General features: G+C 42.9%; 22 protein-coding genes and 1 other annotated feature. Of the genes, 17 read left to right on the top strand and 5 right to left on the bottom strand.

What is annotated here, in order from left to right; translation table 11 throughout:
- The first annotated feature begins 135 nt into the window (after positions 1-135).
- The 6 genes from CHI10_RS13580 (at position 136) to CHI10_RS13555 (ending at position 4,667) form a co-directional block, all read left to right on the top strand.
- Complete coding sequence (locus tag CHI10_RS13580; protein ID WP_076258102.1) at positions 136-573, top strand: BrxA/BrxB family bacilliredoxin; 438 nt, start codon at positions 136-138, stop codon at positions 571-573.
- A gap of 183 nt (positions 574-756) precedes the next feature.
- Complete coding sequence (locus tag CHI10_RS13575; protein WP_095244785.1) at positions 757-1,545, top strand: transporter substrate-binding domain-containing protein; 789 nt, start codon at positions 757-759, stop codon at positions 1,543-1,545.
- Between the two features lie 91 nt (positions 1,546-1,636).
- Positions 1,637-2,296 carry an amino acid ABC transporter permease gene (locus CHI10_RS13570; protein WP_095244784.1) on the top strand — a complete coding sequence of 220 codons (660 nt, stop codon included), beginning with the start codon at positions 1,637-1,639 and terminating at the stop codon, positions 2,294-2,296.
- Positions 2,289-3,011: an amino acid ABC transporter ATP-binding protein gene (locus tag CHI10_RS13565; RefSeq protein WP_095244783.1), complete on the top strand. Its 723-nt coding sequence runs from the start codon at positions 2,289-2,291 to the stop codon at positions 3,009-3,011. Before CHI10_RS13570 ends, CHI10_RS13565 begins: the two co-directional genes overlap by 8 nt.
- Positions 3,012-3,125: 114 nt before the next feature.
- Entirely contained in the window at positions 3,126-4,118 is a 993-nt protein-coding gene (locus CHI10_RS13560; protein ID WP_095244782.1) for an aromatic acid exporter family protein, read from the top strand.
- Positions 4,119-4,145: 27 nt separating this feature from the next.
- Complete coding sequence (locus CHI10_RS13555) at positions 4,146-4,667, top strand: L,D-transpeptidase (protein WP_179289035.1); 522 nt, start codon at positions 4,146-4,148, stop codon at positions 4,665-4,667.
- A gap of 146 nt (positions 4,668-4,813) precedes the next feature.
- Here the strand turns inward: CHI10_RS13555 and prli42 are convergent, their stop codons facing one another.
- Complete coding sequence (gene prli42, locus CHI10_RS22385) at positions 4,814-4,909, bottom strand: stressosome-associated protein Prli42 (protein ID WP_175609094.1); 96 nt, start codon at positions 4,907-4,909, stop codon at positions 4,814-4,816.
- 180 nt (positions 4,910-5,089) lie between these two features.
- Here prli42 and mce point away from each other — a divergent pair, with 180 nt between their 5' ends.
- The 6 genes from mce to gndA all read left to right on the top strand — a co-directional run bounded on the left by mce (position 5,090) and on the right by gndA (position 11,824).
- Positions 5,090-5,500, top strand: a complete 411-nt coding sequence (gene mce, locus CHI10_RS13550; RefSeq protein ID WP_095244780.1) for a methylmalonyl-CoA epimerase — start codon at positions 5,090-5,092, stop codon at positions 5,498-5,500.
- A gap of 3 nt (positions 5,501-5,503) precedes the next feature.
- Entirely contained in the window at positions 5,504-7,054 is a 1,551-nt protein-coding gene (locus CHI10_RS13545) for an acyl-CoA carboxylase subunit beta (RefSeq protein WP_095244779.1), read from the top strand.
- A 77-nt stretch (positions 7,055-7,131) separates the two neighbouring features.
- Positions 7,132-8,250, top strand: coding sequence for a tripeptidase T (locus CHI10_RS13540; RefSeq protein ID WP_095244778.1), 1,119 nt, complete (start codon positions 7,132-7,134; stop codon positions 8,248-8,250).
- A gap of 128 nt (positions 8,251-8,378) precedes the next feature.
- On the top strand, positions 8,379-8,855 hold the full coding sequence (locus CHI10_RS13535; RefSeq protein ID WP_095244777.1) for a chemotaxis protein CheW: 477 nt from the start codon (positions 8,379-8,381) through the stop codon (positions 8,853-8,855).
- 126 nt (positions 8,856-8,981) lie between these two features.
- Positions 8,982-10,280 carry a DNA polymerase IV gene (locus CHI10_RS13530; RefSeq protein WP_095244776.1) on the top strand — a complete coding sequence of 433 codons (1,299 nt, stop codon included), beginning with the start codon at positions 8,982-8,984 and terminating at the stop codon, positions 10,278-10,280.
- A gap of 134 nt (positions 10,281-10,414) precedes the next feature.
- Positions 10,415-11,824 (top strand): NADP-dependent phosphogluconate dehydrogenase, encoded by a 1,410-nt coding sequence (gene gndA, locus CHI10_RS13525; RefSeq protein WP_095244775.1) that lies wholly within the window; start codon positions 10,415-10,417, stop codon positions 11,822-11,824.
- A gap of 82 nt (positions 11,825-11,906) precedes the next feature.
- Here gndA and zwf read toward each other — a convergent pair whose 3' ends face one another.
- Positions 11,907-13,409, bottom strand: coding sequence for a glucose-6-phosphate dehydrogenase (gene zwf, locus CHI10_RS13520; RefSeq protein WP_142301776.1), 1,503 nt, complete (start codon positions 13,407-13,409; stop codon positions 11,907-11,909).
- A gap of 333 nt (positions 13,410-13,742) precedes the next feature.
- On the opposite strand from zwf, the gene rnz reads away from it, so the two are divergent.
- From rnz to CHI10_RS13505, 3 genes are all read left to right on the top strand, one after another.
- Positions 13,743-14,681, top strand: coding sequence for a ribonuclease Z (rnz, locus tag CHI10_RS13515; protein WP_095244774.1), 939 nt, complete (start codon positions 13,743-13,745; stop codon positions 14,679-14,681).
- Positions 14,682-15,227, top strand: coding sequence for a histidine phosphatase family protein (locus CHI10_RS13510; RefSeq protein ID WP_095244773.1), 546 nt, complete (start codon positions 14,682-14,684; stop codon positions 15,225-15,227).
- Positions 15,228-15,315: 88 nt separating this feature from the next.
- Positions 15,316-15,532, top strand: a binding site (T-box leader).
- Positions 15,533-15,578: 46 nt separating this feature from the next.
- A complete protein-coding gene (locus CHI10_RS13505) occupies positions 15,579-16,916 on the top strand; it encodes a sodium-dependent transporter (protein WP_095244812.1) in 1,338 nt (445 codons plus the stop codon).
- Positions 16,917-16,962: 46 nt separating this feature from the next.
- Here the strand turns inward: CHI10_RS13505 and namA are convergent, their stop codons facing one another.
- From namA to proC, 3 genes are all read right to left on the bottom strand, one after another.
- On the bottom strand, positions 16,963-17,982 hold the full coding sequence (gene namA / locus CHI10_RS13500) for an NADPH dehydrogenase NamA (RefSeq protein WP_095244772.1): 1,020 nt from the start codon (positions 17,980-17,982) through the stop codon (positions 16,963-16,965).
- A gap of 94 nt (positions 17,983-18,076) precedes the next feature.
- The gene (locus CHI10_RS13495; protein WP_286137358.1) at positions 18,077-19,231 is read right to left on the bottom strand and encodes a glycosyltransferase family 2 protein; all 1,155 of its coding nucleotides are present in this window, start codon (positions 19,229-19,231) and stop codon (positions 18,077-18,079) included.
- Positions 19,232-19,282: 51 nt separating this feature from the next.
- On the bottom strand, positions 19,283-20,113 hold the full coding sequence (gene proC / locus CHI10_RS13490; RefSeq protein ID WP_095244771.1) for a pyrroline-5-carboxylate reductase: 831 nt from the start codon (positions 20,111-20,113) through the stop codon (positions 19,283-19,285).
- Positions 20,114-20,776: 663 nt separating this feature from the next.
- Between proC and CHI10_RS13485 the strand changes: the two genes are divergently transcribed.
- Together CHI10_RS13485 and CHI10_RS13480 are read left to right on the top strand one after the other, a co-directional pair.
- On the top strand, positions 20,777-21,751 hold the full coding sequence (locus CHI10_RS13485; RefSeq protein ID WP_095244770.1) for an MBL fold metallo-hydrolase: 975 nt from the start codon (positions 20,777-20,779) through the stop codon (positions 21,749-21,751).
- On the top strand, positions 21,752-22,546 hold the full coding sequence (locus CHI10_RS13480) for an SDR family NAD(P)-dependent oxidoreductase (protein WP_095244769.1): 795 nt from the start codon (positions 21,752-21,754) through the stop codon (positions 22,544-22,546). It begins immediately after the preceding gene.
- Positions 22,547-22,611: the final 65 nt, after the last annotated feature.

The raw sequence follows: 22,611 nt of genomic DNA, 5'->3' as shown, positions 1-22,611 counted from the left end.
GCTGTAGTTTTATCTTTCCCCGATAATCCAAAAGCTAAACTTTTTTATTCAAAAAATTGACTTGATTGTAAAATTTACTGATGTATTGGTATTATGTATATAGTCAAGAGAATTTTTAAATGAGGAGCGATGACTTTGAATATGGATTTTAATTTATTTATGAATGATGTTGTCAGGCAGGCGCGTCAGGAAATAACACATGCCGGCTTTACTGAATTAACAACACCTCAAGAAGTGGATGAGTCCCTTAATAAGAAAGGAACTACACTTGTAATGGTGAACTCTGTCTGCGGATGTGCAGGCGGAATTGCCCGTCCTGCGGCCATGCATTCCCTGCATTATGATAAGCGCCCTGACCATTTGGTTACGGTATTTGCCGGACAGGATAAAGAAGCAACCGAAAAAGCAAGATCTTACTTCACAGGTTATCCGCCATCATCACCATCTTTTGCACTTCTAAAAGATGGGGAGCTATGCACGATGATCGAGCGCCACGAAATCGAAGGCCATGAGCCTATGGCAGTAGTCCAGAAACTGCAGGATGCCTTTGAGAAATATTGCGAAGAAGTTTAAATAGCGAAAAGGTCCCGAATAACGGGGCTTTTTTTTTGTGTAAATTTATCTGAATAATTAAACTTCTAATAAATAATTAAAAACCTTATTGCATAAATATAAAAATCTGTTAAAATTCATTTTAGTGAATATTTATTAATAGTTATGCAGAAATTATTCATATTTTTATAGGGGGAAACTAAAATGAAAAAAGTGATCATGATTGCTTTAAGCATGCTCATAGTTGGTTTATTAGCTGCATGCGGGACTAGTGAAGAAGCTGGTAAAAGCGGCTCTGGGGAAAGCTCGGATAAAAAGGTTTTAACAATGGGTACGTCAGCGGATTATCCGCCATTTGAATATGTAGATTCAGCAAAAGGGGAAGAAATCATCGGCTTTGATGTGGATTTGGCCAAAGCGATTGCTGAAAAATTGGGCTATGAAATCCAAGTGAAGGATATGGACTTTAACGGACTGATCCCTGCACTGGAAACAAGCCAGGTTGATTTTGTTTTAGCGGGTATGACACCTACTGAAGAACGTAAAGAAAACGTTGATTTCAGCGATGTATATTATACAGCGAGCCACATGATTGTTTCTAAAAAAGGCAGTGGAATTGAATCATTGGAAGATTTAGATGGAAAAACAATAGGTGTGCAGCTTGCTTCCATTCAGGCAGATAAGGCAGAAGAAATTGCAGAAACAGTTGATATGACTGTGGAAAACCGCAACCGCATCCCTGAGTTAATTCAGGAAATCATGGCAGGCCGATTTGATGCAGCTATGATTGAAGACACGGTTGCAAAAGGTTATTTTGAAAAAAATAAAGACCTTGCCGGGTTCACAATTGAAGAAGATGAAACAGAGGCAGGTTCTGCCATTGCTTTTCCTAAAGGCAGTGAATTAACTGAAGAATTCAATGCAGAGCTTTTGAAGATGAAAGAAAACGGTGAATTGGAAGAATTGATTGTAAAATGGTTTGATAACAAATAATTCGCTGGGAATTGGCGTCCAAGGCATATTTTCCTTTGGACGCTTTATTCTTCCAGGAAAATAAATTACTTACAGAAAGGATGGAAAGATAGTGAATCTGGATTTTCAGCAGTTCATTCCCTCCCTTCCATATATACTTAAAGGCATTGGCGTTACGCTGCAAATTGTGTCTATGGCAGGCATACTGGGTTTTGTATTAGGTATTATTCTATCATTCTTTAAAATTAGCAAATTTAAATTTCTTGGCTGGATTGCAGATGCCTACACATCCGTTTTTAGAGGAACACCTCTTGTTCTTCAGCTGATGCTCATCTATTATGGGTCACCACAGCTGATCGGGTATAAAATAGACCCTTCCACAGCTGCCATCCTTTCTTTTGGGCTTAATTCAGCAGCCTATATTTCGGAGATTATCAGGGCGGGAATTCTGGCGGTGGATAAAGGGCAAAGTGAAGCGGCAATGGCACTGGGCGTTCCATACAGGCCGGCCATGATGGATATCATACTTCCGCAGGCAATGAAAAATATTCTGCCTGCATTAATGAACGAGTTTATTACTCTTACAAAAGAGTCTGCGATCGTAACAGTCATTGGAGTAACAGACGTGATGCGCAGGGCTTACATCGTGGGAGGCGAAAAGTTTTCCTACTTCGAACCGATACTGATTGCCGGGCTGATTTATTACATGATGGTTATGGTCCTGACTGTGCTTGGAAAAGGAATTGAAAGGAGAATGAGACGCAGTGATTAAAGTGGAAAATTTGCATAAGCATTTCGGTAAACTTGAAGTTCTTAAAGGAATTTCAACCAATATTCAAGATGGCGAAGTAGTGGCTGTAATAGGTCCTTCCGGTTCCGGGAAGTCAACGTTCCTCCGCTGCATAAATCTTCTGGAAATGCCAACAGACGGCAGGATCATGATTAATGGGCAGGACATTACGGATAAAAGCACGAACATAATGAAAGTGCGCCAGAATGTAGGGATGGTGTTTCAGCATTTTCATTTATTTCCCCATAAAACTGCCCTGCAAAACCTGACCTATGCACCGATGAAGGTAAAGGGATTATCAAAATCGGAAGCTGAGAAAACAGGGCTCGAGCTTTTGGAGAAGGTAGGATTATCCGCTAAAGCACACGAATACCCCAATCGTTTATCAGGAGGGCAGAAACAAAGGGTTGCAATTGCAAGAGCTCTTGCCATGCAGCCTGAAGTTATGCTTTTTGATGAGCCAACATCTGCTCTTGACCCGGAAATGGTGAAAGAAGTGCTGGACGTTATGAAGAATTTAGCACATACTGGTATGACAATGGCGATTGTTACCCATGAAATGGGCTTCGCCCGTGAAGTGGCAGACAGGGTACTGTTCCTGGATGGCGGCGTGCTTGTAGAGGATTCTTCGCCTGAAGAATTTTTTTCTAATCCTAAGAGTGAACGTGCAAGGGATTTCTTGCAAAAAATGCTATAATCGATATATGCTATGGGAGAAGATGGTCAACATGATCATCTTCTCTTTCGCATTTAAATACCTGACAGCCTTCTTAAAATTAGATTGGGCAATTGAATATAGGAGTTAGAATAAATGAAGTACAGAATTGGCTACCGGACAATCAAGACTGCAGTGGGGACTTCCATCAGCATCATGATTGCACAGATGCTGCAGCTTGATAATTTTGTTTCTGCAGGCATCCTGACTATATTATGCATAAAAGTCACAAAGAAAAAATCACTTCGGGCTTCATGGGACCGATTTTTTGCGTGTCTGCTGGCAATGGCGTTTTCATCCTTGTTTTTTGAGGGCATTGCTTACCATCCGCTTGTAATCGGGCTGCTGCTGCTGTTTTTTATTCCGACAGCTGTCATGGCAAAGGCAAGTGATGGAATTGTCACAAGCTCAGTTATAATTTTGCATATTTATTCTGCAGGAGAGGTTTCAAAGGACCTCTTGCTGAATGAATTGGGCATCATTATTGTCGGAATCGGTGTTGCACTAATCGCGAACCTTTACATGCCGAGTCTGGAATCGAAGCTTAAGGAATATAGACTGGAAATAGAGGAAAACTTTAAAGTCATCTTTGACGAAATCGTGAGGTATTTGCGTACCCATGAAAGCAACTGGGACGGCAGAGAAATTACCGAAACAATGGAATTGATCGATGAGGCAAAAGCACTGGCATTCAGGGATGTTGAAAACCACTTTCGAAGAGATGAAAATTTATATTATCATTATTTCAAAATGAGGGAAAAACAATTTGAAATTATTGAGAGGGTTCTCCCCAGTGTTACATCCATTGCACTTCCTGTTGAACAGGGAGAGATGATCGCTGATTTTATTGAAGAATTATCGGAACATATCCACCCGGGAAATACGGCCCTGCTATTCCTGGAGAAATTGTACCGTATGAAGGTTTCTTTTGAAAATATGGAGCTCCCCAAAACAAGGGAGGAATTTGAAGCACGTGCTGCCCTGCTTCACTTTGTAAAAGAAATGGAACAGTATTTAATTATTAAGAGCTCTTTTAAGGGGTTAAAGGATAAGGAAATGAATCAAAGCGGGACTGGAGAAGCAAACTAAGGAAAAGGAATTGGAGCGTGAATTGTCATGCTGAAGTTTGCTGCAGCGGCCATCCTGTTTTTTTCACTCTCCCCAATCTGGCCATTGGGACTTAATCCGCTGCCTGGAGATCCATTTCTGATTGTCAATAAACGCACAAATGAAGTTGCGTTTATACAGAATCACAAAGTGCAGAATGTCATCACAGCTGCAACCGGGAAAACGGATGACCTTACACCGGAAGGGCTGTTCACTGTGACTGTAAAGGCAGCTGATCCTTACTACAGAAAAAAGGACATAAAAGGCGGTGACCCCCGGAATCCGCTCGGCACAAGGTGGATTGGATTTGACGCAGAAAATACTGATGGCAGAATCTACGGCATTCACGGGACGAACGATCCTTCGTCCATCGGCAGATATGTCTCCAATGGATGTATCAGATTGCAGAATGAGGCAGTAGAGTCGTTATATGAATCCGTGCCACTTGGAACAAAAATCTTAGTAGTCACCTCAGCAAAGAGCTTTGACGAACTTGGAAGAGATTACGGTGCCATAAAAAAAGATAATTAAAAGAATGTACAGCTGCATCTGAATGGATGCAGTTTTTTTTGTGAGCTTAATGAACGCCAGCTTCGGACTCTCCAGTTCATATTTATGTCTAGAAAAAAGCTGCGCGGGATTGCCATCCCGCGCAGCTGAGTAATGAATGTTCCATGTTATAAAAACATCGCCATACCCATAATGAGGGTAGATGCGAGCATTGCAAATATCATTAGATAAACAATGACTTTAGCCAGTTTCTTATTTGACATTCTATGCCTCCTCGTCCCAATTCTTACTCTTATTTTACTAATAATCATCAAATTGAACAACCGCTCAATTTTTTAAAAGGATTTTCGACATTTATAACGAATATTTAAATAATAGATTTAAAATATGCCCACATTCTGCGGGAAAGTGATATATTTCGACATCCAAGAGGAGGGAAACAGATGATTAAGAAGGTGGACCATATTGGAATTGCTGTCAGGTCTATTGATGAAGCGCTTCCATTTTATACTGAAACGCTAAAGCTTGAATTTCTCGGAATAGAGGAAGTGGACAGCCAGGGAGTAAAGGTGGCGTTTATAAAAGCGGGGGAAACGAAACTCGAGCTGCTGGAGCCGACAAGTGAAGAAAGTCCAATTGCCAAGTTTATAGAAAAGCGGGGAGAAGGGCTGCATCATGTAGCACTGGGAGTTGACAGCATACAAGAACGCATAAACGAAATGAAGGAACAGGGTATCAGGATGCTGCAGGATGAACCTAAGATTGGTGCGGGCGGTGCCCATGTAGCCTTTATGCATCCGAAATCGACAGGCGGTATTTTATATGAATTCTGTGAAAAGAAAGGATTGAAATAAGGCATGGCAGACATCTATGAGAAAATAAATGAGTTATACGACAGGCGCAGGGAAGTAGAACTGGGCGGAGGGGATGAGCGTATACAAAAACAGCATGAAAAAGGAAAACTGACTGCCCGGGAACGAATCGATTTATTAGTAGATCCAGGAACTTTCGTTGAGCTGAATCCATTTATTGAGCACCGCAGCACGGATTTTGGACTGGAAAACCAAAAAGGGCCTGGAGATGGTGTTGTAACTGGCTATGGGAAGGTCAACGGACGTCCTATCTTCTTATTTTCACAGGACTTTACCGTTTTTGGTGGCGCTCTTGGGGAAATGCATGCAAAAAAAATTGCCAATGTAATGGATTTAGCAGCTGAAAATGGAGCCCCATTTGTAGGCTTGAATGATTCCGGCGGCGCCAGAATTCAGGAAGGTGTTGTTTCCCTTGATGGATACGGCCATATTTTCTACCGGAATTCCATTTATTCAGGAGTGATTCCGCAGATTTCAGTCATCATGGGGCCTTGTGCCGGTGGTGCAGTATATTCTCCGGCGATTACGGATTTTGTCTTTATGGTGGAAAAGACGAGCCAGATGTTCATAACCGGACCAAAAGTAATTGAAACGGTGACTGGGGAGAAAATTTCTCCTGAGGATCTGGGCGGTGCGCGTGTGCACAATACGATCAGCGGAAACGCGCACTTTAGAGGAGAGTCCGAAGAGGAAGTGATTGGGCAGGTGCGGAGTCTGTTAAGCTACCTTCCGCAGAATAACGAAGAAAAACCGCCTATGTCCGAATGGGATGAAGAAGATGATTACCGTCCGGATTTGACAGACGTTATTCCCTTTGATGCCCTTCGTCCATATGACGTCCGAAAAGTCATTGAACAGGTAGTGGATAACGATACTTTTATGGAGGTACAGCGCGACTTCGCTAAAAATATTGTAGTCGGCCTTGCCCGGATCAAGGGTGAAACGGTGGGACTTGTCTGCAATCAGCCTAAGGTCATGGCAGGAGGCCTTGATATAGATTCTTCTGATAAGGCTTCAAGATTTATCCGGTTCTGTGATTCCTTTAATATTCCTCTTATAACATTTGAGGACGTTACAGGCTTTTTCCCTGGTGTTAAACAGGAGCATGGCGGAATTATACGGCACGGAGCAAAGATTCTCTATGCATACTCAGAAGCAACGGTGCCGAAGCTTACTGTTATTCTAAGAAAAGCATTCGGAGGAGCTTACGTTGCCCTAAACAGTAAATCTATTGGTGCAGATCTTGTTTTTGCATGGCCGAATGCGGAAGTAGCCGTAATGGGTCCTCAAGGTGCAGCCAACATTATTTTTGCAAGGGAAATCCAGAACAGTGATGATCCCGAGGCCACAAGGGCACAAAAAATCGAAGAGTACAGAGAAAAGTTCGCCAATCCATATGTGGCGGCAAGCCGGGGCATGGTGGATGATGTCATCGATCCGCGCGAAACCAGAATCAAGCTCATTCAAGCGCTTGAAATGCTTCGCAATAAAAAAGAAAGCAGGCCTCATAAAAAGCATGGAAATATCCCGCTATAATGGATTCCTGATTTGCTGTGCCAAAATTTTGGAGTTATACTTGCTTAGTAAGCTTAAATTTGGAGGTTTGTACATAAATGATTAATGAGGAACGCTTATTAAACGAATTTCTGGAACTGGTGCAAATTGATTCTGAAACAAAGTTTGAAGCTCAAATTGCTAAAGTTTTGAAGAAAAAATTCAGGGATCTTGGGGTTGAGGTGTACGAAGACGATACAACTGCACAGACCGGACACGGTGCAGGCAACCTCATCTGCACTCTTCAGGGAACGAAAGAAGGAATTGATACCATTTATTTCACTTCACACATGGATACGGTTGTTCCTGGAAAAGGAATTAAACCTTCCATCAAGGACGGCTATGTTGTAACAGATGGAACAACGATCCTGGGTGCAGACGACAAGGCAGGACTTGCTGTTATGCTCGAAATTGTTAAAGTCCTGAAAGAGCAGAATATTGCTCATGGAACTATTCAGTTCATTATCACAGTTGGTGAAGAATCCGGACTGGTTGGAGCTAAGGTTCTTGATCCTTCACTTGTTAAAGCAAAGTTCGGCTATGCATTGGACAGTGACGGCAAAGTCGGAAATATAATCGTTGCCGCTCCAACCCAGGCTAAAGTGAAAGCTGCTATTCTGGGAAAAACAGCTCATGCAGGTGTTGCTCCTGAGAAGGGCATTTCTGCCATCACGATGGCATCAAAAGCGATCTCAAGAATGCCGCTGGGCCGCATTGATGAAGAGACAACGGCTAATATCGGGCGTTTTGAAGGCGGTCAGCAGACGAATATCGTATGTGACCATGTTGATGTATTAGCAGAAGCACGTTCATTAATTCCTGAAAAAATGGAACAGCAGGTAGCTAAAATGAAGGAAGCATTTGAAAGTGCTGCCGAAGAAATGGGCGGCAAAGCTGAAGTGGATGTTCAGGTTATGTATCCTGGCTTTAAATTTGGCGAAGGTGATCATGTCGTTGAAGTAGCACGCAGAGCGGCTGCAAAAATCGGCCGCAGCTCTGAGCTTCTTCACAGTGGCGGCGGAAGCGATGCAAACGTGATCGCCGGCTTCGGCATTCCAACAGTCAATCTTGCTGTCGGCTATGAAGAAATTCATACAACCAATGAGCGCATGCCTATTGAAGAATTAAATAAACTGGCTGAAATGGTCATTGCCATTATTGAAGAAGTATCAGCTTAAACAGCAAGAGAGAGAACCAATGCGGTTCTCTTTTTTTACTGCAGCAATCTATTATTTCCTCACTAGTTAGAAAATAATGGCTATGGTATATTAGTTCTATACATAAGAGTTTCCGAGGAGGAAATAGGATGATTGAAAATAATAAAGCTGTTGTTTTCAGGGCAGGAAATGAGGAATATGCTACACCGGTTCCTTTTGTTATATCCATTGAGAAAATGGACGGCATTACACCGATACCTCATTTGCCCAGCTATGTAAGAGGAATTGTTAAAGTCAGGGGAGAGCTTATTCCAGTTGTTGATTTTGAAGAAATTCTATACAGCCGGACACTGGCCGATAGTGAGTCTGCAAGAATGATCGTTCTGAAGACAGACGAGCTATCATTCGCCGTTCTTGTAAATGAAGCCAAGGAAATTCTCGATATTCCAGAAGACTGCCTGAAACAGCCAGGTCTGATTGCCTATCAAAAAACCAATTATTTCACAGGTGTGGCTAATATCGATAATAGGCTGATTACTATAATCGATCCTTTGAAGCTGGTGGAATCACTGGAGGGAATAAGAGAAATAAAAGAGTATATGAAAACACAGCATACAACTGCATAACGGACGAATTATAAAACAGGGGATCTAAGATTCCCTGTTTTCGCGTTTTCAAAAAGTCTCTATTTAATAGAAAAGAAAAATATCTGCTAAAATAGAACTGAATTATATTTATAGGGAAGTGCCGGCATGAAACAAATGTATCCGAAAAATGGGAGAGTTATCCTCCATGTTGATATGAATAGTTTTTATGCTTCGGTTGAGATGGCTTATGATCCTTCATTAAAGGGTAAGCCTTTAGCAATCGCAGGCAATCCGGAGGAGAGACGCGGAATTATTGTAACTTGCAGCTATGAGGCAAGGAAATTCGGGGTAAAAACCACCATGCCTCTATGGGAGGCTAAAAAGCTCTGTCCCCAGCTGATTATCAGGAAGCCTAATTTTGAGAGGTATCGTGCAGCTTCTATGGGAATGTTTGATATATTGCGCGAGTACTCCTCCCTTGTTGAACCCGTATCCATTGATGAAGGATATGTGGATATAACAGACAGCTATGAGTTTGGGAGCCCGATAGAGATTGCCGGGACGATACAAAAGCAGGTTTTTCAGCAGCTCGATTTGCCCTGCAGCATAGGTGTTGCCCCTAATAAATTTTTAGCCAAGATGGCTTCCGATATGAAAAAGCCAATGGGGATTACAGTACTCAGAAAAAGAGATGTACCGCATATCCTGTGGCCGATGGAAGTGGAAGAAATGCACGGAGTCGGCACAAAAACCGGAGAAAAACTGAGAAATCTCAATATCACCACAATTGGCGAGTTGGCAAAAGCCGATGAAATTATTTTAAAAGCAGCATTGGGTATTAATGGACCGAGGCTAAAACAAAAGGCCAACGGGCAGGATTTTAGAAAAGTCGATCCCGACTCGGCATCTGAATTTAAAAGTGTGGGGAATTCGACCACACTGCCAAGGGATGTTTCCAATCAAAGAGAGCTTCTCCAGGTATTTGAAAAGCTGGCTGCACAGGTTTCTTCCAGATTGAAAAGGAAAAAGGTTATGGCGGTGTCTCTCGGGATTACTATCCGGTATAAGGACCGAAAAACCATTACAAGAAGCCGAAAATTGAAGAATCCGATTCAGCATAATGATGAAATTTACCAAATAGCAAAAGAGCTTTTTATAAAACATTGGAACGGAAATGCAGTACGGCTTCTGGGCATTACAGGAACAGACCTTGTCGAACCCGAACAGGCGGTTAAACAGCTGGATCTGTTCAGTTTTGAAAAAGATGCCAAAAAGGAGCCGTTATTTCAGACAATGGATCTTTTGCGCAAGAAATACGGCACTAAAATAATCGACAATGCGGGTGCACTTTCGGACATGAAATTGACCAGCCCCAAAATCGGCACTGACACCAGCTTTAATAAAGACTTTTTGCATGGCAGGCCAGGAAGCGGCGATAAAAAAGAAAAAGATGATCATTCATGAGTTTTTAAGGCGGCTATAAGCAAAACTAAGACAGGAAAGTTGAATCAGAATAGGAATCTTGCTAAAGTAGAGTGGATTATTTTATAGGATTTTGTATGCTTAACACATAAAGGCTGGAAGGGAAGTAATAAAAGATGACGAATTCACAGTTTGGTGTTATCGGCTTAGCCGTCATGGGCAAAAATCTTGCCATGAATATTGAAAGCAGAGGGTACTCAGTATCAGTTTTTAACCGGTCACGTGAAAAAACGGATGAGATGCTTAAGGAAGTGGAAGGACGAAACTTTAAAGGTACATATACAATTGAAGAGTTTGTTGACTCTCTGGAAAAACCCCGCAAAATCATGCTTATGGTGAAAGCAGGCGGTCCGACAGATGCGACAATTGAGCAGCTAAAGCCTCTGCTGGATAAAGGTGATATTCTTATTGATGGAGGAAATACCTTCTTTGTGGATACGCAGCGCCGCAATAAGGAATTAAGCGAGCTGGGCATCCATTTCATCGGTACCGGTGTTTCCGGCGGTGAAGAAGGCGCTCTAAAGGGTCCTTCCATTATGCCTGGCGGCCAAAAAGAAGCCTACGAGCTGGTTGCCCCTATTTTTCAAGATATCGCGGCAAAGGTTAATGGCGAAGCATGCACAACATACATCGGTCCGGATGGAGCAGGCCATTATGTGAAAATGGTCCACAACGGCATTGAATACGGTGATATGCAGCTGATTTCCGAATCTTATTTTCTGTTGAAAAATATTCTTGGGTTGACTGCTGAAGAGCTTCATGAAGTATTTGCCGATTGGAATAAAGGAGAGCTTGACAGCTATCTGATTGAAATCACGGCTGATATCTTCACTAAAAAAGATGAGGAAACCGGAAAGCCGCTGGTAGATGTCATCCTTGACACAGCAGGCCAAAAGGGAACCGGCAAATGGACAAGCCAAAGTGCCCTTGACCTCGGTGTACCGCTGCCAATCATTACTGAATCTGTTTTTGCCCGATTCATCTCAGCCATGAAAGAGGAACGTGTGAATGCAAGCAAAGTTCTTCGCGGGCCGGCTGGACAGGACTTCACGGGTGATAAAAATGCCTTTATTGAGAGTGTCCGCAAAGCCCTTTACATGAGTAAAATCTGCTCATATGCACAAGGCTTTGCTCAAATGAGAGCAGCTTCCGAAGAATATGGATGGGATTTGAAATATGGTGATATTGCAATGATTTTCCGCGGCGGCTGCATTATCCGTGCCCAATTCCTGCAGAAAATCAAGGAAGCATATGACCGTGAGCCGGGCTTGAAGAATCTCCTTCTTGATCCGTATTTCAAGGAAATCGTGGAAAGCTATCAGGATGCTGCACGTGAAATTATCAGCGTAGCTGTAAAGAACGGCATTCCTGTACCATGCTTTGCTGCTGCTTTGTCCTATTATGACAGCTACCGAACAGAAACATTGCCTGCAAACCTTCTTCAGGCACAGCGTGACTACTTCGGTGCACACACCTATCAGCGTACAGACAAAGAAGGCATTTTTCATACAAACTGGATGGAATAATAAAAAAACAGCGTCCGAGCGGCGCTGTTTTTTGTTTTTCAAAAAAATAAGCCCCCTTAGAGAGCAGGGGGGCTCAGAATTATTAACACTGTTCAACATCAAGGTCAGTTACAGGCCACCAGAAGAAACCGTCTTTTTCCAGCAGCCGTTCTGCTTCTTTTGGACCCATTGAACCGGATTCGTAGTTAGGGAATCCTATTTCTCTTGTGTTTTCCCAAACGTCGGAAATTTTGTCGACAAAGCTCCAGGAAAGGGCCACTTCATCCCAGTGTGTAAAGTTTGTTGCGTCACCGCGCATGCAATCATATAAAAGCCTTTCATAAGCTTCAGGTGTATTCATGTCATCGATGCCTTTGTTGGCAAAGTTTAATTTTACAGGTGTGGCTTCAATGTTTTGACCTGATTTTTGGGCATTTAAATAAAGGGTAATGCCTTCCTCAGGCTGAATATGGATCACCAGCAGGTTAGGATTTAGCGTTTGCTCAGTCTGATAATATAAGTTCATCGGAATGTCCTTGAACTGGATAACAATTTTCGTTGATTTAGCAGCCATCCTTTTTCCTGTGCGAATATAGATAGGCACACCTGCCCAGCGGAAATTATCAATCATCAGCTTACCTGCTACATACGTTTCGGTGTTTGATTGTTCATCCACCATCGGCTCTTGATTGTAAGCAGGTACTTCCTGTCCATTTAAATGTCCTTTTCCATACTGGCCGCGGACAAAGTAATCTCTTACCTGATCGCCTTCAATTGGACGCATGGCTCTTAAAACTTTTACTTTTTCAGATCTGATTTCATCTGTGGTCAAGCGGATTGGCGGTTCCATTGCCAATAAGGCAACCATTTGCAGCATATGGTTTTGAACCATATCGCGAAGTGCGCCGCTTTTTTCATAGTAACGGCCGCGTTCTTCAACACCCAGTACTTCGCTTGATGTAACCTGGATATTTGAAATGTAGCGATTGTTCCATAATGGTTCAAAAATGGCATTGGCAAAACGGATAACTTCAATGTTCTGCACCATCTCTTTCCCCAGGTAGTGGTCAATCCGGTAAATTTCATTTTCTGAAAAGGCTTTTCGGATTTGCTTATTAAGCTGCTTCGCTGATTCAAGATCATGCCCAAATGGCTTTTCAATGACAAGACGCTTAAACCCATCTACATCTGTCAGGCCATCTGCTTTTAAATGCTCTGCAATGGTTCCGAAAAACTCAGGTGCCATGGCAAGGTAAAAAATGCGGTTGCCTTCAAGGGAATAGTGAGCATCCAATTCTTCGGCCATGCTCTTTAATGCCAAATAGGAACTGGAATCCGTAACGTCATGCGAATGATAGTAAAAGTGAGAAATAAAATCTTCAAGTTCTCCGTTATCTTTTATAGCAGACTCAACAGAGGCTTTAACACTTGCCTGAAACTCATCATTTGATAGCGGCCTTCTGGCAACCCCTACTACGGCAAAGCGATCGGACAGCCTGCCCTTTTTGTATAAGCGATAAAGTGAGGGAAACAATTTTCTTTTTGCCAAATCTCCTGTTGCTCCAAATATCATTATTAATCCGGCCGGTTTTTCGTTTGTTTTCACGATTCTAGAACCTCTTTTCGACAAAATTTCTGTATGTAAGGCGGGACTGACTTTTGTCCGTCCTCAGCTTGAGAAGAAGCTGTTATATTGCATTGCAAAAAAACGTCTGTACAAGTATAAAATTGTATCTGTTTACAGCTGTTTTCGCAAATATTAAGTTTGTCCTTTTTACCATAGTTTCTATCTAACGGCCAGGAACTATCCTTTCAAATAACACAAAAAACAATTGTTAAATGAATGAATTCCCAAGCTGCTATGGTATATTGTTTATATTCATACTGGCGAGACAAGACAGGCTTAATCACTAAATTGCCGGAAGGAGGTATTTTACATATGGACATATTTTTTCTGGGAACGGGAGCAGGAATTCCCGCTAAGCTGAGAAATGTATCCTCGATGGCTTTAAAGCTCTTGGATGAAAGAGGGAGCATATGGCTTTTTGACTGTGGCGAAGCGACCCAGCATCAAATTTTACATACAAGCATTAAACCGAGAAGAATTGAGAAAATTTTTATCACACATCTTCATGGTGACCACATTTATGGTCTGCCCGGCCTGCTTTCAAGCCGCTCTTTCCAGGGCGGTGATACAGAGGTGACCCTATATGGGCCAAGAGGTTTGAAAGAATTCATTGAAGTCTCGCTATCTGTCAGCGGCACATACCTTAAGTATCCTTTAAAGGTAGCTGAAATCACTGAGGGTATTGTGTTTGATGAAGAAGATTTTAAGGTGGAAGCCCGCATGCTCGAGCATGGAATATCCTCATACGGCTACCGGATTACAGAAAAGGACCGTCCCGGAACTTTGCTTGCGGACAAACTTGCTGAAGCGGGAATCAAACCGGGCCCGATATATAAGAAAATAAAGAATGGTGAAGACATAGAGCTTGAGGATGGAAGAATTATCGAAGCAGAAAATTTCCTGGGGCCGGCTCAAAAGGGAAGAATTGTCACGGTGCTGGGTGATACCAGATTCTGCGAGGCGGCAATAGATTTAGCATCCGGTGCTGACCTTTTAATACATGAAGCAACCTTCTCCGGAGGGGAAGAGAAGCTTGCATACGATTATTTTCATTCGACAACCCTGCAGGCTGCTCAAGTTGCGCTCGAGGCGAATGCAAGGAAACTTTGCCTGAATCATATCAGTTCACGATATGAACGCCAGGATTGGGAACTGCTTATGAAAGAATCACAGACCATATTTCCCAATACGATCATTGCTGAGGACTTTAAAGAAATTCATATCCCGCTTGATAAAGGAGAGGCGAATTAATTGAAGACTTTCTATATCGTGCGCCATGCAAAGGCGGAGGGCCAGCCTTTCTCTGCCAAATTGACAGAAAGCGGAAGGCAACAGGCATTAAAATTAATTGATTTCTTTAAAGGCAAAGAAATTAATCGCATATACTCAAGCCCTTTTGTGCGGGCGATTGAAACAATCCGGCCCCTTGCACAGTTCCGAAATCTGGAGATCATTGAGGAAAGCCGATTGGGTGAAAGGGTGCTGAGCTCTATTCTTTTTGATGATTGGCAGGATAAGCTTAAGCAAAGCTTTTCCGATTTTGAACTCGTTTTTGAAGGGGGAGAATCTCATTCAGCAGGAATGAAACGGGCCTCTTCCCTGATGGATGAATTAATCGCATCCAATGAGAATCATATCGTTCTGGTCAGCCATGGGAATTTATCAACGCTGCTGCTTCGCTATTTTGATGAAAATGCAGGCTTTGAGCATCTGATGAAGATGAGCAATCCGGATGTTTTCGAAATTAAAGTAAATGGTGAAGATACCGTTTGGGAGCGGATTTGGAATGAAAAGTAATGCCTGGAAAAATTGAATTTTTCAAATTTGGCATTGACGGTTTTATGCTTGCATACTATAATCACACTTATACTTTAAAACAATATAGTAAAAAGCTATGAAGAGACTCTAGTAAGTTTTATCTCCCTGTTTATAGAGAGCCAGTGGATGGTGGAAACTGGCACAAAGATAAAATGAATTTCATCTTGGAGCTTATCTTTCCTGCATATAGCAGAAAAGACGGTAAATCCGTTATATTTTTGAGTGGAAAGTCACATGCTTTCAAAAAGGGTGGTACCGCGTGAACCTAAAATCACGTCCCTTTTGAAGAATGTGGCTTTTTTGTTTTTAAAAAAATTTGGAGGTACAGGCATGCAGCAAAATGAGCAATGGTCATCGAAGATAGGATTTATTTTAGCATCGGCCGGTTCGGCAATCGGACTTGGAGCTATCTGGAAGCTTCCTTATGTGACAGGAACAAGCGGAGGCGGGGCATTTATTTTATTATTTCTGTTATTTTCCCTTTTGATTGGTTTTCCGCTATTACTGGCCGAGTTTGTGGTTGGCCGCAGTACAGGTAAGGAGGCAATCTCGGCATACAAGGATATTGCTCCGGGAACTAAATGGCACTGGATTGGCTACCTTGGCGTATTCACGTGTTTTCTGCTTTTATCCTTCTATAGTGTAATAGGCGGGTGGATTCTGAAGTACATTGTATACGGAGTTACCGGGTCTATGAATGGTGCAGGCAATTATGAGGAGCTATTTGGCGCAGCCGTGTCAGACTCTGTATCTGTTGTAGCGGCACAGGGGATCTTTTTATTCATAACTGTTTTAGTGGTTGCAAAAGGCATCCAGAAGGGGATCGAGCAGGTCAGCAAAATTATGATGCCGGCTTTGTTTCTTTTATTTATTATTTTGATTGCACGATCCCTGACACTGGATAATGCGATGGAAGGCGTTTCGTTCTTTTTAAAGCCTGATTTTTCAAACCTAACCTCTGAAACCGTACTATATGCGATGGGCCAATCGTTTTTCTCTCTAAGTGTCGGGGTATCGGTTATGGTAACGTACAGCTCTTATCTATCTAAAAAAGAAAATCTGATGCAGCCTGCATTTTCTGTTGTCGGAATGAACTTATTTATATCAGTTCTGGCTGGATTGGCTATTTTCCCTGCTGTGTTCTCATTGGGCTTTGAGCCTGCCGCAGGTCCTGGCTTATTGTTCATTGTCCTGCCATCTGTTTTCGATCAGATTCTGTTTGGGCGGGTGTTCCTGCTCTTCTTCCTTGCACTGTTTCTATTTGCAACCTTAACTTCCGCATTTTCAATGCTTGAAATTGTGGTGGCTGCTCTGACGAATAAGAAGGGCAGTGGCAGAACCCGTGCAGCCTGGCTGACAGGACTGGCAATCTTTATCGTCGGGGTTCCGTCTGCATTATCTTTCAGTATCTTATCCGATATTTCAATTTACGGCAAAATTATTTTTGATGCTGCTGATTTCCTTGTCAGCAACATCTTGATGCCGGTTGGAGCTTTGCTGATCTCCATATTTGTGTCATACAAAATGAAGAAAGACCTGCTGAGAAGTGAATTACTTCAGGGTTCAAAGTCGCTGAATGGAATCTTTTCCGCGTGGTATTTCCTTCTGCGCTATGTGGTTCCTCTGGTTATTATCATTGTATTCCTTGATTCACTGCAGATTATATAATAAAAACGAGGGATGGCAGCTAATATATGCCATCCCTCGTTTTATGTTACAGCCATCCCCGGTCATATTGCTTAGGAGGTTCGATTGATGCGCCAAGTTCTTTTGCTGCTGTCCGCGGCCAATAGGGGTCTCTCAGCAATTCTCTGGCAATAAAGATTAAATCAGCCCGCTCGTTTTGGAGGATTTCTTCAGCCTGCAGGCCGGATGTAATAAGTCCGACTGCACCAGTCCGGATATTCGCACCTTCTTTAATGGTTTCAGAGAATTTGACCTGGTAGCCCGGGTAAGTATGTATTCTGGCCGGCACTACTGCTCCGGAGCTTACGTCAATTAGATCCACTCCCTGCTCCTTCATCCATTTTCCCATTTCTGCATAATCCCTTGCGGTCAACCCTTCATCATGATAATCATGGGCTGATACTCTGACAAATAAAGGTCCATCCCAAACGGCTTTAACGGCTTCAATGACTTCACGTAGTAAGCGGTATCGGTTTTCAGCCGATCCCCCATACTCATCATTCCGTTTGTTGCTTAGGGGGGAAAGAAACTCATTGATCAGATAGCCGTGTGCCGCATGAATTTCAATTACTTCAAAGCCGGCTTTTTTCGCTCTTTCAGCGCCTTTTTTGAATGCCTGGACAGTTTCTGATACTTCTTCTTTTGTCATTTCTTTTGGTGTTTTCATTTTTTCATTAAAAGCAATAGCTGATGGAGCGAGAATTTCACCTTCAACAGTCGCTTTTCTGCCGGCATGCGCCAGCTGTATCCCGGGTGAAGCACCGTGTTCTTTCATTAGCCCGGTTAATTCCTTCAGGCCTGCGATGTGATCATCACTCCATATTCCCAGATCCTGAGGAGAAATCCGGCCCTGTGGAGTCACAGCGGTTGCCTCCAGTATAATTAATCCGACCTGCCCGACAGCCCGGCTCGTATAATGAGTCCGGTGCCAGTTTTCAACCATTCCGTCTTCATTATGGCTTGAGTACATGCACATCGGTGCCATAACAATTCTGTTTTTAAAGGTGACTCCTTTAATTGTAAAAGGTGAAAAAAGCTTTGTTTCCATAGTTTCTGCCTCCTTATTTCGCTATCCTAAATATTAAGTATATCAGGCAGTTCAATAAATGAAAAAGAACATGCATTCAGGAAGGTGTGTTCTTTCAGCGTTTATTCCTCAGTTCGCTTAACTTATATAATGTACCTCTCCAGACTATGCCGCCCCGTACAAAGGTTAGGATGCTGGCGCGGATTATGGAATAAATAAACAGGAGAGCTGTAATTGGAAATACAGTAAACAGGAGCGGAGAAAATTTGGACATTCTTTTTGTAATGATTGTATAAACAGCTGCTAAAAAAAGAATGTTTGCAAGGCTCAGACTGAAAATCATTTTGTCTGTTGAAAAAACGGAGAAAAAGGGAAGCACCTGAGAAAGGAATGTGCCGGCAATTGCAAATAGCACCATGCTAATACGGTAATGAAGGCCAGCAAAAGTATTCTTTTCCAATCCTTTGAAGGCTTCTATTAAACTTTCATACCATTCAACTTCAATCAGGTCCATCGCCGTTGCAAATTTCTGTCTGAGACCGTTTTGTTTGATTTTCATTCCAAGCATTAAATCATCATCAGGCCGCATTTTTATTGCCTTGTGTGTTCCGATTGCTTCATAGGAATGCCTGGACACCATGTTAAATGCCCCAATGCCAACCCCGCTCTTAGAACGCGGATTGTTTGCCAGCCAGGGGCGTTTATAATAGGAGAAGCCAAAAAGAAAAAAAGCAATGAACGTGTTGAGCCAGAAACTCCTGCCTGTCAAACTTGGTGCCGCCGTTAAATGATCAAGTTCATTCTGGCTGAAATAATGAACCGCCTTACTGAAGGCATCCTTTTTAAATAACACATCGGCATCTGTAAACAGAATTAATTCTCCTGATGATTCCCTATATCCTTTATAAAGAGCGTGGTTTTTTCCCAGCCATCCGCTTGGGAGGGAATCAATATGAATACACTTAACCCTAGAATCATTTTTCTGAATATGGTCCATGATGCTTCCTGTGCTGTCGGCTGAACGGTCATTGACCAATATCCATTCAATGCGTTTATAGCTTTGCCGCAGCTGGGTTTCTAAGCTCTCCGCAAGCTTGGCTTCTTCATTCCTTGCAGCGGTAATAACAGAAAGAAGGGGGCCTTCAGTCATCGTATCGGTATCTTCAAGGCGATCCAGGCTTTTTAGTCCCAGAAGTGAATCAATTAGTACTGCAATCCATACCAGGAGGCTTGCGCTTAATAGAATAATGAGCATTTGCAGGTTTCTCATCCTTTTCTCATAGTTTGCAATAAGACGGCGTTTTATAGGGGATGCTGCCAGCTAAATTTTGACGGTGCTGCTGAAGCTTTGGCCAAGCCGCCTCGATTGGGCTGTCGCTTCCTTGATGCATTCAATGAAAGCTTCCTGCACTCCGTTCGCTTCAAGCACTTTTACACCTGCTTCAGTGGTGCCGCCAGGGCTTGTTACTTCCTTCCTAAGCTGCTCGGGGTCCTTGGCTGATCGGGCCAGCATTTCGGCTGCCCCGATGAGTGTCTGGATGATGAATTCTTTCGCCATACCCTTTTCGAGCCCGATTTCTTCCGCGCTTTTTTCCATAGCTTCCGCAAGATAGTAAATATATGCCGGTCCGCTGCCTGACAGGCCTGTTACAGCATCCAGCTGTTTTTCCTCAACAAATGCTGATTTTCCCACTGTATCAAAAATGCCTCTTACTGCTTTCATCTGTTCTTTGGTCACTCTTTCATTAGCCGATAAGGCGCTTGCTGATTTTCCGACTGCTGCTGATGTATTTGGCATTGCTCTTACGACTGGCAGCTTTTTTTCTGCCAAAAGTTCAATGCTTTCGATCGAAACTCCGGCGAGTACGGAAATGATCAGCATGTCTTCCTGTAAATAAGGCTTTAAGAGATTGATGGCTTCCTGAGCATCTTTTGGCTTCATCGCTAAAATAACAGCGTCAGCCCCGTTTAACAGTTCACTAAGATTATAAGTGGCCTGAACGCCATAGGCTTTTTGCAGGGATTGCAGCTTTTCCCTGCTGCATCTGTTTGTCACCCAAATATTGCTGCCGGCAATGAGCCGGCTTTCGACGATTCCTGATATTAACGCTTCTGCCATTGATCCTGCTCCTGCAATAGCTAATTTTTTCATTTGCTGTTATTCCTCCTTATTGTTGCTCTATTTACCGGCTGTTAAAAATAAAAAAGCCTTTCCATCCAGTAAAGGACGAAAAGACTTTGCTTCCGCGGTACCACCTTCATTGCCTTTTCTTTCTTCGTGCAGCCGCCTGCCGCAGCCGCTGTGTTTTTGAAAAGGCATCTCGATCCCGATAACGCCGGGGGTGCGTTTAGGTTTTCCTAACAGCTCATAAGGCAGGTTCAATGGTCAAGTGGACGGTGAAGCCTTTCAGCCGTTCGAGCTTCACTCTCTTTCGCCGTTTTCCATTTACTAATCTTATTCATCGCTATTTTTCTGCTGTACAGAAGTACAGCTTTGATTTGTGAAAATCAAATTTTAATTGTGATTATGCAAGAAGACACACTTAGTTGTCAAGAAGTATTTTTTGAAAAATTATCAATATTACATAAAAATTATGTGAAAATAATGACAATTACTAAAAAGAACGGTACACTTATTTTTATATATGTAAATTTCTAAATTATGTTATTGAATTCCGTTAATATGTGCGTATGGCAAATGCTGATATTTTAAGGGGATAACAGAACAATTTACTTAAAGGGAGCATGCCTGCGGAAGTATATAGAAAAACAGCTTTATTTTATTTAAATATAGTGATTTTAGGGGGATTGTAAAATGGCAAAATGGAAGGATGGTATTGCAAAGATTGTTATCCCGACTCCTTTTCCTGTCGGCGACGTTAATGTATATGCAGTAAAAGGGGAAAAGCTGACTCTTGTCGATGCCGGGCCTAAAACGGATGAAGCATGGGAAGCTTTAAAATCCCAGCTTAAAGAGCTGAATTTAACTCCCGGTGATTTTGAACAGGTTGTTCTCACGCATCATCATCCCGATCATGCCGGACTGCTTGACTTTTTCCCGGACAATCTTGATGTGTTCGGGCACCCGTTTAACCAAAGGTGGCTGTCCCGTACTGACGAATTTCTAAAATTTCATGATGAGTTTTACATAAAACTGTTTAACGAATTTGGAATTCCTGAAAGGTATGCTTCCTTTATTAACAAAATGAAAAAGACTTTGCGCTATTCCTGCAATCGTACCCTGACAGGAGAGCTGAAGGAAGGCAGCCAGCCTGAAGGGCTTAACGGTTGGACGGTAACGGAGACCCCCGGGCATGCACAGAGCCATATAGGTTTATTCAGGGAGAAAGATGGTGTATTCCTTGGAGGAGACCATTTGCTTGCACACATTTCACCTAACCCTATCCTGGAGCCGCCGCTTCCCGGCAATGCGGAAAGGCCGAAGCCGCAGCTTCAGTATAACGAGTCTCTGAAAAAACTGCGGCAGCTGCCGATATCCCTTTTTTATTCCGGACATGGGGAGGATATTACAAATGTGAATGGGTTAATAAGCGAAAGGCTTGGCCGCCAGCATGAGCGGGCAATGAAAGTAAAGGCATGGCTCGAGTCCGAATCGCTCACTGTTTTTGAGGTGTGCCGCCGCCTTTTTCCGAAGGTTTATGAGAAGGAGCTTTCCCTGACCATTTCTGAAACAATCGCACAGCTTGACTATTTGCATTCAATAGGAGAGATTTATATAAATAAAGAGGATGAAGCATTCTTGTATTCCGCATCAAAAGAGGTGGTTTGATTGTCAGACCGATTAAAAAATAAAAATGTGATTATCACCGGTGCATCAGGCGGAATTGGGGCCCAAATGGCCGTCCTTTGTGCCGAAAGGGGAGCAAATCTTGTCCTTCTTGCCCGCAGCCTTGACAAATTGCAGGAGCTGCAGGCAGACTTGCGGAAGCGCTTTTCAGTCGATGTACATGTGTATAAGCTTGATGTTTCAGACACTGACAAAGTTTCGGCTGTTTTTTCAGAGATCATTGCCCGGTCTGGTCACATAGATGTGCTTGTGAATAACGCCGGCTTCGGTGTTTTCCGCGAGGCGCATGAAGCAAAAGTTGAAGAAATAAAGGGAATGTTTGATGTAAACGTTGTTGGCTTAATGGCCTGCACGAGCATGGTGCTCCCAGTGATGAGGAAACAGAGGAGCGGCCATATTATTAATATCGCTTCACAGGCCGGCAAAATGGCCACACCGAAATCGAGTGTCTATTCCGCAACCAAGCATGCGGTTCTTGGCTATACAAACAGCCTTCGGATGGAGCTTGCTGACAGCAATGTATTTGTGACTGCAGTTAACCCCGGACCGATTGAAACCAATTTCTTTACGATTGCAGATGAAAGGGGCACATACGTGAAAAATGTCAGCAAATTTATGCTTAAGCCTGAATACGTGGCCCGCAAGGTAGTCAATGCCATGCTCCGACCGGTCAGGGAAATCAACCTTCCGCGGTGGATGAATGCGGGGAGCATCATCTATGCCCTTTTTCCGGGCTTGTTCGAAAAAATTGGAAAGCGCGCATTCAATCAAAAATAAGAAGCTAGAAGCTGCAGCCCAATGCCTGCAGCTTCTTTTGTTTTTGGCTGGTGAGGCGTCTATCC

It is taken from the genome of Bacillus sp. 7894-2, from assembly GCF_002272225.1.
Classification (GTDB): Bacteria; Bacillota; Bacilli; order Bacillales; family Cytobacillaceae; genus Cytobacillus.
The sequence above is the reverse complement of the archived record's forward strand: the minus strand, read 5'-3'. Positions and strand labels throughout refer to the sequence as shown.

What these genes read in the sequence shown, in the direction of transcription:
- CHI10_RS13575 (WP_095244785.1), top strand. Translation starts at nt 757, where the DNA reads ATGAAAAAAGTGATCATGATTGCTTTAAGCATGCTCATAGTTGGTTTA.
- CHI10_RS13560 (WP_095244782.1), top strand. Translation starts at nt 3,126, where the DNA reads ATGAAGTACAGAATTGGCTACCGGACAATCAAGACTGCAGTGGGGACT.
- CHI10_RS13555 (WP_179289035.1), top strand. Translation starts at nt 4,146, where the DNA reads ATGCTGAAGTTTGCTGCAGCGGCCATCCTGTTTTTTTCACTCTCCCCA.
- prli42 (WP_175609094.1), bottom strand. Translation starts at nt 4,909, where the DNA reads ATGTCAAATAAGAAACTGGCTAAAGTCATTGTTTATCTAATGATATTT.
- mce (WP_095244780.1), top strand. Translation starts at nt 5,090, where the DNA reads ATGATTAAGAAGGTGGACCATATTGGAATTGCTGTCAGGTCTATTGAT.
- CHI10_RS13545 (WP_095244779.1), top strand. Translation starts at nt 5,504, where the DNA reads ATGGCAGACATCTATGAGAAAATAAATGAGTTATACGACAGGCGCAGG.
- CHI10_RS13540 (WP_095244778.1), top strand. Translation starts at nt 7,132, where the DNA reads ATGATTAATGAGGAACGCTTATTAAACGAATTTCTGGAACTGGTGCAA.
- CHI10_RS13535 (WP_095244777.1), top strand. Translation starts at nt 8,379, where the DNA reads ATGATTGAAAATAATAAAGCTGTTGTTTTCAGGGCAGGAAATGAGGAA.
- CHI10_RS13530 (WP_095244776.1), top strand. Translation starts at nt 8,982, where the DNA reads ATGAAACAAATGTATCCGAAAAATGGGAGAGTTATCCTCCATGTTGAT.
- gndA (WP_095244775.1), top strand. Translation starts at nt 10,415, where the DNA reads ATGACGAATTCACAGTTTGGTGTTATCGGCTTAGCCGTCATGGGCAAA.
- rnz (WP_095244774.1), top strand. Translation starts at nt 13,743, where the DNA reads ATGGACATATTTTTTCTGGGAACGGGAGCAGGAATTCCCGCTAAGCTG.
- CHI10_RS13505 (WP_095244812.1), top strand. Translation starts at nt 15,579, where the DNA reads ATGCAGCAAAATGAGCAATGGTCATCGAAGATAGGATTTATTTTAGCA.
- namA (WP_095244772.1), bottom strand. Translation starts at nt 17,982, where the DNA reads ATGGAAACAAAGCTTTTTTCACCTTTTACAATTAAAGGAGTCACCTTT.
- CHI10_RS13495 (WP_286137358.1), bottom strand. Translation starts at nt 19,231, where the DNA reads ATGAGAAACCTGCAAATGCTCATTATTCTATTAAGCGCAAGCCTCCTG.
- proC (WP_095244771.1), bottom strand. Translation starts at nt 20,113, where the DNA reads ATGAAAAAATTAGCTATTGCAGGAGCAGGATCAATGGCAGAAGCGTTA.
- CHI10_RS13485 (WP_095244770.1), top strand. Translation starts at nt 20,777, where the DNA reads ATGGCAAAATGGAAGGATGGTATTGCAAAGATTGTTATCCCGACTCCT.